Annotated in this window: 13 protein-coding genes; 1 reads left to right on the top strand and 12 read right to left on the bottom strand. The window is 34.0% G+C overall.

Going from position 1 to position 13128, the window contains the following annotated elements; translation table 11 throughout:
• Positions 1–21: 21 nt before the first annotated feature.
• The 12 genes from CLV00_RS12640 to CLV00_RS12695 all read right to left on the bottom strand — a co-directional run bounded on the left by CLV00_RS12640 (position 22) and on the right by CLV00_RS12695 (position 12671).
• A complete protein-coding gene (locus CLV00_RS12640; protein WP_099715523.1) occupies positions 22–1479 on the bottom strand; it encodes a Gfo/Idh/MocA family protein in 1458 nt (485 codons plus the stop codon).
• 104 nt (positions 1480–1583) lie between these two features.
• Positions 1584–1964 (bottom strand): c-type cytochrome, encoded by a 381-nt coding sequence (locus CLV00_RS12645; protein ID WP_233206902.1) that lies wholly within the window; start codon positions 1962–1964, stop codon positions 1584–1586.
• 13 nt (positions 1965–1977) lie between these two features.
• Complete coding sequence (locus CLV00_RS12650) at positions 1978–3030, bottom strand: sugar phosphate isomerase/epimerase (RefSeq protein WP_099715524.1); 1053 nt, start codon at positions 3028–3030, stop codon at positions 1978–1980.
• Positions 3031–3069: 39 nt separating this feature from the next.
• Positions 3070–4233, bottom strand: a complete 1164-nt coding sequence (locus tag CLV00_RS12655) for a Gfo/Idh/MocA family protein (protein ID WP_233206903.1) — start codon at positions 4231–4233, stop codon at positions 3070–3072.
• A gap of 10 nt (positions 4234–4243) precedes the next feature.
• Entirely contained in the window at positions 4244–5947 is a 1704-nt protein-coding gene (locus tag CLV00_RS12660; protein ID WP_099715526.1) for a GMC oxidoreductase, read from the bottom strand.
• A 54-nt stretch (positions 5948–6001) separates the two neighbouring features.
• Positions 6002–6565 carry a gluconate 2-dehydrogenase subunit 3 family protein gene (locus CLV00_RS12665; RefSeq protein ID WP_099715527.1) on the bottom strand — a complete coding sequence of 188 codons (564 nt, stop codon included), beginning with the start codon at positions 6563–6565 and terminating at the stop codon, positions 6002–6004.
• A gap of 479 nt (positions 6566–7044) precedes the next feature.
• Positions 7045–8235: a hypothetical protein gene (locus CLV00_RS12670; RefSeq protein WP_099715528.1), complete on the bottom strand. Its 1191-nt coding sequence runs from the start codon at positions 8233–8235 to the stop codon at positions 7045–7047.
• A 15-nt stretch (positions 8236–8250) separates the two neighbouring features.
• On the bottom strand, positions 8251–9081 hold the full coding sequence (locus tag CLV00_RS12675; protein ID WP_099715529.1) for a type 1 glutamine amidotransferase: 831 nt from the start codon (positions 9079–9081) through the stop codon (positions 8251–8253).
• Between the two features lie 40 nt (positions 9082–9121).
• A complete protein-coding gene (locus tag CLV00_RS12680) occupies positions 9122–10228 on the bottom strand; it encodes a carboxylate-amine ligase (RefSeq protein WP_099715530.1) in 1107 nt (368 codons plus the stop codon).
• Between the two features lie 150 nt (positions 10229–10378).
• Complete coding sequence (locus tag CLV00_RS12685; RefSeq protein WP_099715531.1) at positions 10379–11326, bottom strand: RimK family alpha-L-glutamate ligase; 948 nt, start codon at positions 11324–11326, stop codon at positions 10379–10381.
• A gap of 18 nt (positions 11327–11344) precedes the next feature.
• Positions 11345–12058: an esterase family protein gene (locus CLV00_RS12690; protein WP_099715532.1), complete on the bottom strand. Its 714-nt coding sequence runs from the start codon at positions 12056–12058 to the stop codon at positions 11345–11347.
• A gap of 211 nt (positions 12059–12269) precedes the next feature.
• Complete coding sequence (locus tag CLV00_RS12695; protein ID WP_099715533.1) at positions 12270–12671, bottom strand: glyoxalase; 402 nt, start codon at positions 12669–12671, stop codon at positions 12270–12272.
• Between the two features lie 68 nt (positions 12672–12739).
• Between CLV00_RS12695 and CLV00_RS12700 the strand changes: the two genes are divergently transcribed.
• Positions 12740–13123 (top strand): acyl-CoA thioesterase, encoded by a 384-nt coding sequence (locus CLV00_RS12700; RefSeq protein ID WP_099715534.1) that lies wholly within the window; start codon positions 12740–12742, stop codon positions 13121–13123.
• Positions 13124–13128 lie beyond the last annotated feature (5 nt).

Genomic DNA, 13128 nt, shown 5'->3' on the forward strand with positions numbered 1-13128 from the left:
TGAATTAATAATTAATCTTGTTTATAAAGTTAAAGCTTTCCAACCTTGGCGATAATCACGTTTTACAAATTGATTAACTTCATCAAAGTTGGTAATTTTCATAGCATCATTATCCCATAATAATTTTGCGGAACGTCCTGGATACACTTCTTCTCCAAGCTCTTCTCTCATCACATCATACCCTCTGATAGCAAGATTTGCCATCAATAAAGCTTCTGTTAGAGGACCTGCAATTTCAAAAGGAGAACTTAATTCTTTTTTTCCATAACCTGCAATTGCAGCTTCAACCCATTGTTTGTAGTGCCCATCGGCACCATCTTTTACTCTGGCATATTTTTGAGCTACTTTTAAATTTTCATTTTTACTAAGAGGAAGTAAACGAGGATTTAAACCGTACGTATCACACATCATTTTTCCTTTTGTACCAGTAAATAATGTTCCATTTCCACCGTCTCCAAAAATTTCATTCGGACCTAGTTCAGTAGGTCTTTCAGGTTGGATTCCTCCATCCATCCAGTGTACCGCTATGTCACCATTTGTTTTTTCAGTTTTTGGAAAGGTTAATGTAACGTGACTTGAAGGAGGACAACTCTCTGGGAAATACCCTCTTTGAAATTCATCTACATAAACAGAACCAACACTGCATTGAACATCTTTAGCATATTTTAAGTTCAATACACTAAAAGGGGCTTCCAATAAATGGCATCCCATATCTCCTAATGCTCCTGTTCCGTAATCCCACCAACCGCGCCAGTTGAACGGCACTAATTTATTTACATACTCTTTGTGAGGAGCTGTACCCAACCATAAATCCCAATCTAATTCTTTTGGAATATCCGCTTTATTGGCAGACCAAGGAATACCTTGAGGCCAAACCGGACGGTCTGTCCAAGCATGAATAGTGTGAACATCACCAATTAAACCAGCTTCATACCATTCTTTCATTATTCTGGTTCCATCATTTGAGGAACCTTGATTTCCCATTTGGGTAACCACTTTATATTTTTTGGCAGCTTGGGTCAAAATACGAGCTTCATAAATATCATGAGCCATAGGTTTTTGAACATATACATGTTTCCCTAATTGCATAGCCGCAAGCGCTTGAATAGCATGATTATGATCTGGAGTAGAAACTGAAACTGCATCGAAATTTTTATGTTCTTTGTCTAACATTTCGCGCCAATCTTTATAAAATTTAGCTTTAGGAAATGCATTTACACTTGCAGCGGCTCTTCTGGTATCTACATCACATAAAAATGAAATATCAGCTTTTCCACTGCTGGCAAACATAGCAATATCAGATTTTCCTTTTCCACCAACACCAATACTGGCTATTGATAAACGATCACTTGGTGCTACGAATCCTCTTCCTAAAACATGACGAGGAACAATCATAAAGGCTGCTGCCGCTATAGCTGTTGTTTTTATGAAATCACGACGGTTGTTTGTGATTTTATTCTCTTCTTCTTTTTGTTTCATTTATTTTTAATACGGTTATAGTTAATAGTAATAAAATAGCTTAATAAATGAAGTGCTTTTCAATATTCTAAAGTTATTTAGAATACTGAAAAGCACCTTTGGAATTATTTTTTTAAGGATAAAATATATTTAGCCATTGATTTTGCATCATCCTTTTTAAGAGATGTATGAGCGGCCATCGGTATAGTTCCCCAAACTCCAGAACCTCCTTTTATAATTTTACCGGATAAATAAGCAACATTTTTTTCATTAGAAGGATATTTTTTTGCAATATCTAAATAGGAGGGACCTATAAGTTTTTTGTCTAATTTATGACATCCAACACAATCAGATTTTGCAATTAATTTTTCTCCATCAGATGTTTGAAAAATTGCGTTTGATTTTTTAGTGGCTTTAATATATTTTGTATCTAAATTATCATTAGAAAATGAGGTTAAGCTAATTAAAGCAACCCCAAAAAGCAAATATTTTAATTTCATTTTCATTTCTATTTAAGTTTTATAATCCTAAGTTTTTTCTGTTAAAAGCTTTATTTGTTTCTACCGCAGCAAAATCATCAAATGCTTTATCGGTAACTTTTATAATATGATTTTTTATAAATTCAGCACCTTCACGTGCTCCATCTTCTTGATTTTTAATGCAACATTCCCATTCCATAACTGCCCAACCTTTGAAATCATATTGTGCCAGTTTGCTGAAAATAGTTTTAAAATCAATTTGACCATCCCCAGGAGAACGATAACGTCCCGCACGATTTACCCAACTTTGATATCCACCAAAAGTTCCTTGTTTTCCTGTAGGGTTAAACTCGGCATCTTTCACGTGAAAAGCTTTAATCCTTTCGTGATAGAAATCAATATATTGAATGTAGTCTAACTGCTGCAATACAAAATGTGACGGATCGTAAAGTAAACAAGCTCTTGAATGGTTATTTACAGCCTTCAAAAACATTTCATAGGTTTCCCCATCAAATAAATCTTCTCCTGGATGAATTTCATAGCAAAGATCGATCCCATTTTGATCAAACTCATTTAAAATTGGCAACCAACGTTTTGCTAATTCGGCAAAACCGTCTTCAACTAAGCCGGGAGGCCTTTGTGGCCAAGGGTGAAAATATTGCCAAAGCAAAGAACCACTAAAAGTTGCATGTGCATTTAAACCTAAATTTTGGGATGCTTTTGCAGCATATTTCAATTGTTGCACTGCCCATTCTTGTCTGGCTTTAGAATTACCATGCACATTTACAGGGGCAAAAGCATCAAAAAAATCATCGTATGCAGGATGAACCGCAACTAATTGACCTTGTAAGTGAGTTGATAATTCTGTGATTTCTAATCCGTAAGAAGCAATTGTACCTTTAAGTTCTTCTGCATAGGTTTTACTTTCTGCAGCCTTTTGCAAATCAATGAATCGAGTATCTAATGTTGGCATTTGAATACCTTTAAAACCTAAATCAGCAGCCCATTTACAAATTCCGTCTAAGGAATTAAAAGGAGCTTCATTACTGATAAATTGGGCTAAAAATACTGCGGGGCCTTGTATTGTTGTCATATTATATTTTGTCTAAAACTTTTATGAATTCCTATTTTATTACAAAACGTAAGGAGTCCATTTTTTATCAGATTGTGATGATGCTACTACGTTATCAATAAATGCCATTCCTCTTAATCCATCTTCAACAGAAGGAAAGTCTAACATTTCAGGCGTAGGCTCTATACCATCTAACTTACAACCAAGCGTTAAGGCAAAGTTGCGGTAAATATTAGCAAATGCTTCTAAATAACCTTCTGGATGCCCGCCAGGAGTACGACAATTATGGGTAGCAAATGAAGATAAATGTGCTCCATAATTAGATCCCGCTCTTAAAATCTGCGCTGGTTCATCTAACCATCTAACCATTAAAGTATTTGGGTCGTGTTGGAACCATTCGATTCCACCTTTTTCTCCATAAACTCTAATTTTTAAAGCGTTTTCTTCGCCAGCAGCAACTTGAGATGCAATTAAAACTCCTTTTGCGCCATTGTCAAACTTCAACAATACAGCGCCATCATCATCCATAATACGGCCTTCAACAAGTGTGTTTAATTCTGCACAAACATCAGTAATTTTAGCTCCGGTAATATATTCCGCTAAATGTGATGCATGAGTTCCAATGTCACCCATTACAGAACTTTTTCCTGATTTTTTAGGATCAGTTCTCCAAGCAGCTTGTGCATTTCCTTCTCTTTCTGATAGTTTACTTAACCATCCTTGAGGATATTCTACCACGACTTTTCTAATCTTACCCAGTTTTCCCTCACTAACCATAGCTTTCGCTTGTTTAACCATTGGATAACCGGAGTAGGTATGTGTTAAACAAAGTATTAGTCCTGTCTCTTCTACTTTTTGTTTCAATAGTTTTGCTTCCTCCAATGAAAAAGTCATTGGTTTTTCAATTACTACGTTGAAACCATGTTCCAAAGCCATCATAGCAGGTGCAAAATGTGCAAAATTTGGAGTAACAATAGTAACAAAATCGATTCTTTCGTCAGCAGGTAATGCCGCTTCAGCTTTAATCATTTCGTCATACGTTAAATACGTTCTTGATTCCGGAAGAAACAAAGCTTTACCAGATGCTATTGCTGTTTCTGGGTTTATACTTAAAGCTCCACAACTTAATTCAATTAGTCCATCCATATTGGCGGCTAAGCGGTGAATTGCACCTATAAAGGCATCTTGGCCACCACCGACCATACCCATTCTTAATTTTCTCATAATGATGAACCTAAATATTTCCTTTTTTTAATTCTTTTACTGCATAATCACAAGCACGTGCCGTTAAAGCCATAAATGTTAATGATGGATTTTGACAAGCGATAGAAGGCATACAAGAACCATCGGTAACAAATACATTACTTACTTCATGCATTTGATTCCATTTATTTAAAACTGAATCTTTAGGGTCATTACCCATTCTTGCAGTACCCATTTCATGTATAGCCATTCCAGGATAACAATCGTTATCGTATGTTTTTACATTTTTGATTCCAGAAGCTTCGAGCATTTCAGCAGCATCATTCATCATGTCTTCACGCATTTTAGCTTCATTCTCTTTGTATTCGCAATCAATAGCTAAAACAGGTTGTCCCCATTTGTCTTTTTTGTTGTGATCGATATATACTTTGTTTTCATAATAAGGTAACATTTCTCCAAATCCACCTAATCCCATGCTCCAAGAATCTGCTGGTAAAGACATGGTATCTTTGAAATCACCACCAAAAGCCAATTCAGCAACTTCTTTATGCCATAATCCTCTGCTAGCACCTCCTTGATAACCGAAACCTCTTAAATAATCACGTTTATCACCACCTACATTTTGGTATCTTGGAATATAAATACCATTTGCTCTTCTTCCGTACGTGTATTTATCTTCAAAACCTTCAGCAGTTCCTTCAGCACCACAACGGAAATGATGATCCATTAAATTATGTCCCAATTGTCCACTAGCATTACCCATCCCATTTGGATGCGCTTCTGAAGTTGAATTCAATAAGATGAATGTTGATCCTAAAGTTGAACCATTTACAAAAACAATTTTAGCATAAAACTCCATAGTTTCATTTGTTTCTGCATCAATTACCATTACACCTTTTGCCTTTTTTGTGTCTTTATCATAAATGATATGATTCACAATAGAGTAGGGTCTTACTGTTAATCTCTTTGTAGCCATAGCAGCAGGCAATGTAGATGATTGCGTGCTGAAATAAGCACCAAACGGGCAACCACGACTACATAAATTTCTATATTGACAACTTCCACGACCTTTATGAGGTACTGTTAAGTTAGCCGTACGACCAATAGTTAAAATACGTGTTCTGTTATAATGCTTTTCTAATCTTTCCTTAACTGATTTTTCTACACAGTTTAAATCCATTGGAGGCAAAAATTTACCATCTGGTAAAAGAGGCCAATTTTCTGCTTGACCACTGATTCCTGCAAATTTCTCTACATAATCATACCATTTTGTAAGATCTTTATAACGGATAGGCCAGTCATTACCATGACCATCTTTGGCATTATCTTCAAAATTATGGTCACTGAAACGGTAACTTTGACGACCCCACATTAAAGATTTTCCTCCCACATGAAATCCTCTGTACCAGTCAAAACGTTTGTCTTCTGTATACGGGCATTCCAAGTCATTAACCCACCATTTTTCAGTAGCTTCATTATAGGGATAATCACGTGTTTGTACCGGATGTGTTCTTTTTTGTTCTTCGGTAAGTTTACCGGCATGCTCAAATTCCCACGGAGCTTTCATTGCAGATTCATAATCTTTAACATGCTCAATGTTCATACCGCGCTCTAACATTAAAACTTTTAAACCTTTTTCAGTAAGTTCTTTTGCTGCCCAACCACCACTAATTCCTGATCCTATTACAATAGCATCATATGTATTTTCCTCTTTTAAATTCGTATTTATATTCACGTGTAGTATTTTTTATTTAATAAAATAGTTTAAGACAAAAGGTTCCAATAACAATTAGTTGGTAGCCCAACCTTTTTGTCCAGGTTTGTAATCAGCACTTCCATCGTATCTACCAGGAACAGGAAGGTATTCACGTGCTTGTGTACATCCTATTTCTGAAGAGTAATACCCCAGAAGAGTCAAATCTCTTGCAATCAAAAAGAAAGATGGTGCTTTTCCATTAGCAATTGTTTCATCTTTTAAAGCTCCCATCAATTTCTGACGTTCTTCAATAGACATAGCCAAGAAATCTTTATTGAAATCTTTCAAGCATTTTGCTTGCATTTCTTTCATTCCTGAAGCAAAAATCTCTTGCATTTGTGCTGGATAACAATCTCTAATCATCATAGGAATAAAAGCGCCAAGTCCTGCTGCTTTAGCTCCTGGTGAAGATGCTGTCGTCGGTATAATTATATCGGCAAATTCAGCTAAAACCTCCTCATCCGAAGCGGAAAAAAATACTCGATTTTTTTCTTTTTCAGGCAAAGTAAAACTTTCAAATAAAACGCCCATAGTAGTTGCTGAGATTGCGCTTCCCATCAAAAACGCAACGCTTTTAAGTGCTTCTCTTCTATTCATTTGTTAATTATTAAAATTGTTTATTATTCTTAAATTATTATAACCTTACAATAATAAAGAAAAAAAAATAGCTTAATTTTTTTTATGTTAATTTATTGAATAATTCCATTTTTTTCAAATTATTAAGGGAATCGCTTTAAAAAATTCATTAAACACTATCTGTAATCTGTTAAAACAAGAAAAAAAATATATTTTTAAAAATTAAGTAGGGGTAGAAATCCCTTTTTTTGCTGTTTTTAGTTTAATTTAATCAGTTTTAACTTATAAAATTTTAATCAATTTCCATTTTAACGAATTTCAATGCGTTAAAATGACATTATTACCAAAAATTAAACTTAAAAATGAATTTTAATTAGCTCAACTAAATTATGGTAATAAAATTAGATATAAAAGTCTTTGTTTTGAATAAAATAAATAGGTGAATGAGAATCTAAACTGAAATATAAGTCCTAAGACTTTAAGCTTGACAATATGAATAATTACCTCTCAAATAATCCAAGTGTTCCGCCCACCCAATCTTTATCTTTATTGAATTTTACGCCTATCATTTCGCCACGACTCAATCGTACCAAGTTGCACAATAGAGTAGGTGCGGCATCTTCATTCTTCCAAACACAAAGCACCCGAACTTCGGCTTTTACTTTCCCATCAGGAGATTGTACAATAGGAAGATAGTTTACCTTTTTTTGAAGAATATAAAGTTCTTTTTCGACAACTGCTTCAATATCCTCTTTTATTACATGAAAAATAACTCCTGTTCCTGAGAAGGAAAAGAGTGGTTTTAGAACATAATTTTCTAAATCTTGTGGGATTTCTTTGAGCTCACTTAATAAAGTTGTTTCGATGAAATATTTCCCTTTTAAGAATGGTAAAATAAATTTACTGATTCGAAAAAACCAGTTGGGATGTCCAGCCCATTCCACATCAAGTTCATCAGAGAAATGAAAGTTTAATTTCAAATCGGTTCGCAAATCCAATTCATCAAAAATAACCCTATTATAGATTCTTTTTACAAGAATTTCATCGCCTTTTTCATTTTTATAGAACAGTTGTTTGCCTTTCTTTATGAGTTCAGTAACGCAAACTATCGGTATGCCAATATCTCTTCGGCAATAATAAAAGTCAATCTTTGTATTTTGTTTTTCGGGTTCAATTTCAAGGAGAATAACATTTTCTTTTGGATGGTTATTGCAAATCGCTTCTTCCAAAATATCCAGATATTCCTGAGGTTCAATGTTATTGATAAATGGGGTTAACTCATTGAGGAATGGATAATGATTCTTGAATTTGTCATACAAATTAATCTGATAATTATACAAAGAAGGAAATCCTTGCACTTCAATAAGTTTTGGAATAACAGCTCCGTCTTCTTCACAAATCCCGAAATCAATTGCTAAAAAAGTGGTGTGATCATCCTCATTTGGAACTTTATGATTTAGTTCTAACGACTTATCAGTTAATAACTTAAAGTCTTCTTTTTGAATAAAAGAAATAACTTCATTACAACCTTCAATCAATTGGTTTTTAAGCTCTTTCGAAATAAAAAAAGGCGTTTCACCTAAACGGAATGTAGGCATATAATTAAAATCGGAAGCAATATCATCTTTAAATTCCTGATATTTCTTTTCTGTAAATTGAGCATTAAATAACTCCCGATATTTTGAAATCATCTCGAAATGAATTTATTAATTAGAAAGCATTTTCTTTGTTTTCATCAAGTCATTAATAGCAGTTCTTAGAAAGTTTGGAATCAAGGTTTCATTTGTTCGGTATATTTTATCATCATCTAATAAATCTTCCAACATATTTCTAAACTTCCTTTTTCCTTTCATAGCTCTAATTTTTTCTTTTGCCTGTTTGTTTCTTAAATGAGAGACAAAGCTAATTGGATCTGCTTCGGGATGAAATTGAGTACCTACAAAATAGTCTGTAAAACGAACCGCCATGATAGCACGCTCGTATTGAACATGGTCTCTAATTTTCTCCAACGAAATAATTTTTGCGCCTTTTTTGGCAAAAACACTAAGCTTAGGCTGTACTACTTGATAATCTCTGGAATCAATTGCGTAAAAAGGATCTGCAAGTCCTTCAAATAAAGGATCTGTAACTCCTTCTTTGGTTTTATGAATGGTCATTACACCAAAAGAAGTATCATTTCTTCGGGTAACCGTGGCCAACCCAAAATGCAAGCAAGCCATTTGAAAAGAATGACAAATGAACAGTACATGCTTTTTAACCGCATTTTCACTATTCCATTTGTTCAACGAATCGATAAACGCATAATATTTCACATCCCAATTTCCATCTCCAATTAATGGATTCCCTGGACCACCGGTAGAAATATAAATATCAAATTCTTTAATATCCGGTAATTCACATTTTACCCGAACATCGAATATTTCAAAACTAACTACAGGACTGAACCTGTTTACAACATCAATTATACAACGCATCCCCTGATTAGGTTCCCCTTTGTACATATCTAAAAGCGCTATTTTTATAATTTTATTCGACATAACTATTTTTAAAAAACGATGCGCAAAGATAATTTATATTTTACAATCCCTTTGTAAATTCGCCAGTTATAAAGTCCACCACTTTGCAAAGATCACCTGTTTCTTCAAAAACAGTTAATTGTTTGTCAGCTCCGGTTCCATTTTTCAAAATTTCATGAACATAATTAATATCCTCACGACTTCCCAGTTCATCAACAACATCGTCAATGAAATCTAATAATTCTAAGATGAGCATTTTAGTTTCCACTTCTTTTTGAAGTCCAAAATCAATCATATTATTATCGATTCCATAGCGGGCAGCACGAAATTTATTCTCCTTAATCAACGCCAATCGATAAATATTGAAACTCGTATTGTTCATGTTCAATTTGTAGAGTTTAGCCACAATTGCTTGAATAATAGCTACTATGCAAATGGTTTCATCAACTGTTAAACACATGTCACAAATCCTAAATTCTATCGTGTTATAAAAAGGATGTAAACGTAAATCCCACCAAATTTTCTTTGGATTATCGATACAATTTGTTTTTACCAAAGTATCTAAATAGTTTTCGTACGAACTTACAGAATCAAAATATTCCGGTAATCCAGTTCTTGGAAACTTGTCAAAAACCTTAGTTCTAAACGACTTATAGCCTGTTTTTCTACCTTCCCAAAAAGGGGAATTTGTCGAAAGCGCAAATATGTGAGGCAGAAAATAGGTCGCTTGATTCATCAATTGCAAACCAATTTCACGGTTTTCAATACCTACGTGACAATGCATTCCAAAAATCAAATTAGAACGTGCCGCATCTTGTAATTCATTAACAATATCGTGGTATCTGGGATCGTCAGTTATGGGTTGATCTTGCCATTTTGAAAATGGATGAGTCCCTGCGCCACCAACAATAAGATCTTGTTTATCCGCTAATTCAACGATTTTTGAACGCAGAAACCGAATCTCATTTTTGGCATCATTAACGCTATGGCAAATATTGGTCCCAACTTCCACCACTGATTGGTGCATTTCGGCCTTAACTTGCTCATTTAAAATTATTTTGGCTCCATCCACAATTTTTGACAAATGCGAGCGTAAATCTCTCGTTTCAGGATCAATAATTTGATATTCTTCTTCTACACCAAGTGTAAAAACAGGTAATTTTTTCATTAATTTATTTTTTTAGGAGCTATTTACTCCGTCAGTTCGCTTCGCTCGTGTCCACTTCCCGTTTCAATCATTTTTTGTCCTGAAAAAGTTCAGAACAAAAAATGATTTTCACTTTAATCAGGACTAGGGCATTCGACAATCTATAGCATCTTATTTCCCGGCAGCGGCATCTTTTATAAAAGTTCCCCAAGTTAAATTTATCTTTCCTGGTTTTTGTTTTTTTGCAGCAGCAATAGCCATTTTAGCAGCTTCTTCAACTACCCATTCAAAGTTTTCAGTACCCACCGAAGTCAACTCGGCATCAGGCGCAGGATTTCCAAAATCAATCGCATATGGAATTCCGTCACGAACTGCGAATTCTACCGTATTAAAGTCATATCCTAAACCTTTACAAAGACGCAAAGTGTAGTCTTTTATAGTTGCTAATAACTTTTTATCTACTGGAGGGCCATCAATTACATAGCGCAAATGATGCGGATTTCTAGGCTCGTATTGCATAATTCGAACAGCTTTGCAGCCCAAACAATACACTCTGAAATACTCCGTAAAAACAATTTCTTCTTGTAACATCATTACTAATTGCCCTGTTTCCTGATGTTTTTCCCAAAACTCTTCTTTGTTTTCTAATCGGTATACATTTTTCCAACCTCCGCCAGCGTACGGTTTCATGTAAGCCGGAAATCCAATGTAGTCAAAGATTCCTTCCCAATCCATTGGGTATTTTAAATTTCGGAATGATTTTCCAGTTGTATCAGTAGGATGTTCAGCTGAAGGAAGAATCACCGTATTTGGCAACGGAACTCCAAGCGTATCTGCCAAAGCATTATTAAAAAACTTATCATCAGCACTCCACCAAAAAGGATTGTTAATTACATTGGTTCCTGTTAAAGCGGCATTTTTTAAGTAAGCACGATAAAAAGGGACATCTTGTGAAATTCGGTCAATAATTACTGCATATTCACCGTCTTGATTTTGAACCACTTTATCAATAGCAACAGCTTCGGCAATGATTCCTTTTTCATTTTTTGAATTGACACGATCAATAAATGCTTGCGGAAAGGTGTCTTCCATTCCAAATAAAATTCCGATTTTTTTCATCTTGATACGTTTATAATTTTAAAAAAATTTAATTCTTGATAAATAATGTGGAAACATTTCTTTCCAAACAGGCCAGTCGTGCTTGCGTTCCTGACGAATATCCAACCAATGATGAATATTCCTGTCACTCAGCACTTTGCTTAATTTTAGATTAGCATCAAAACAAATATCCCAGTTAGAAGTCCCTAAAACGATATCCATATTCCATAATTCATAATCATCTAGTCCGTATAAATAATCTTCAGGACTGTTGTAGAACACATCATCATTGTGAAAACCATCCATAAAACTTTTAATATTGAAAGCACCGCTCATCGAAAATACATGACTAACATATCCTGGATGTCGAAACGCAAAATTGGCCGCATGATACCCGCCAAAACTACAACCTGCCATAACAACTTTTCCTGAGGAAGTATTATTCTTTACCTTTTCAACTATTTCGTGACAAATCATTTTATCATATCTCACATTATTTTCTATGCGATGTATGGGATGAATATTTTTATTGTAAAAACTCTCTTTGTCAATGCTGTCCGGGCAAAATATTTGGATTAAACCCTGATCGATGTACCATCTTGCGGAATCAATCAATCCCATATCCTTATTTTCATGGTAACTGCCCATAGAAGTGGGAAATAAAATAATAGGATATCCTGCGTGTCCAAAAACTAACATTTCAATATCCCTGTTAAGATTGGGTGAATGCCATTTAAAATATTCTTCCTTCATAACTTTATTTTTAACAATTATAATGAAAAAATTCGTGCAAATAACATAAATATTTATGCTTAATTAAGATTTATTGTATAAAACATTACGATTGTCAAATTGTAATTTAATTGTAAAATTTGAATGAATATGTCGCTGTTTTTTAAATTATAAACAACAAATCAATTCCTTTTAACATATTTCTAAAACTAAAAAAATCAAGATTCCTTTTTTAGTTTTCCTTTAATTCAAACAATTGGACTTGACTTTTTAGTCTTTCAATTAACATGCTCATCATTCTTTTATTGATATTTGACGAGTTTTTTATATAAACGGCATATTCATCCAAAGTGAATAATGCGATTATCATTCCTTTTAAAGCATTTCTAAACTTGATGTCTTTTTGGATAGCATTTTCTATAACCGATAATTTTTTTTCAACGGTGTAGCTATAAAAGTCTGCTTTGTTTTTTGCTACGTAATTAATAAATGAAGCTATAAACAAATCGTTTTGTAGTTTTAAAATAGGTCTAAGTACTTCATTTTGAAATGATTCTTCGGTTGAAGATTGATTGGTTACGGAGCCTATTGTTTGTCCTCTGAATTCTTTTAAAAAAGTATCACGTTCGCTCATTTTTTTTCTTTAAAAATAAAGAAAATAGCCATAAGAAAAGTTTATTTTTGCAGATATAAAGAAAAATTATGCGATTTCATACTAGGAAATGGGTAAAACCAGAAGATCTAAACCCTAACGGAACATTATTTGGAGGTAAATTATTGGCTTGGATTGATGAAGAATTGGCATTATACACCATTATTCAATTAGAAAATACCAGAATTGTAACCAAACACATGTCGGAAATCAACTTCAGAAGCTCAGCAAAACAAGGTGATATTATAGAAATTGGTATTGATGTTTTAAAATTTGGAAATACTTCGCTAACCCTAAAATGTGAAGCTAGAAATATGATGACACGCGAAACAATTATCACGATAGATCACACTACAATGGTAAATTTAGATGGTAACGGAAAACCAAAAGCACACGGAAAAACCGAAATTGAATTTGTTAAGAATCGTTTGTAATTAAA

The sequence above is a fragment of the Flavobacterium sp. 11 genome, from assembly GCF_002754315.1.
GTDB lineage: Bacteria > Bacteroidota > Bacteroidia > Flavobacteriales > Flavobacteriaceae > Flavobacterium > Flavobacterium algoritolerans.

Coding starts and splice junctions, on each gene's coding strand:
- CLV00_RS12655 (WP_233206903.1), bottom strand. CDS start 4,233: ATGAGAAAATTAAGAATGGGTATGGTCGGTGGTGGCCAAGATGCCTTT.
- CLV00_RS12665 (WP_099715527.1), bottom strand. CDS start 6,565: ATGAATAGAAGAGAAGCACTTAAAAGCGTTGCGTTTTTGATGGGAAGC.
- CLV00_RS12670 (WP_099715528.1), bottom strand. CDS start 8,235: ATGATTTCAAAATATCGGGAGTTATTTAATGCTCAATTTACAGAAAAG.
- CLV00_RS12690 (WP_099715532.1), bottom strand. CDS start 12,058: ATGAAGGAAGAATATTTTAAATGGCATTCACCCAATCTTAACAGGGAT.
- CLV00_RS12640 (WP_099715523.1), bottom strand. CDS start 1,479: ATGAAACAAAAAGAAGAAGAGAATAAAATCACAAACAACCGTCGTGAT.
- CLV00_RS12680 (WP_099715530.1), bottom strand. CDS start 10,228: ATGAAAAAATTACCTGTTTTTACACTTGGTGTAGAAGAAGAATATCAA.
- CLV00_RS12675 (WP_099715529.1), bottom strand. CDS start 9,081: ATGTCGAATAAAATTATAAAAATAGCGCTTTTAGATATGTACAAAGGG.
- CLV00_RS12650 (WP_099715524.1), bottom strand. CDS start 3,030: ATGACAACAATACAAGGCCCCGCAGTATTTTTAGCCCAATTTATCAGT.
- CLV00_RS12695 (WP_099715533.1), bottom strand. CDS start 12,671: ATGAGCGAACGTGATACTTTTTTAAAAGAATTCAGAGGACAAACAATA.
- CLV00_RS12645 (WP_233206902.1), bottom strand. CDS start 1,964: ATGAAAATGAAATTAAAATATTTGCTTTTTGGGGTTGCTTTAATTAGC.
- CLV00_RS12700 (WP_099715534.1), top strand. CDS start 12,740: ATGCGATTTCATACTAGGAAATGGGTAAAACCAGAAGATCTAAACCCT.
- CLV00_RS12685 (WP_099715531.1), bottom strand. CDS start 11,326: ATGAAAAAAATCGGAATTTTATTTGGAATGGAAGACACCTTTCCGCAA.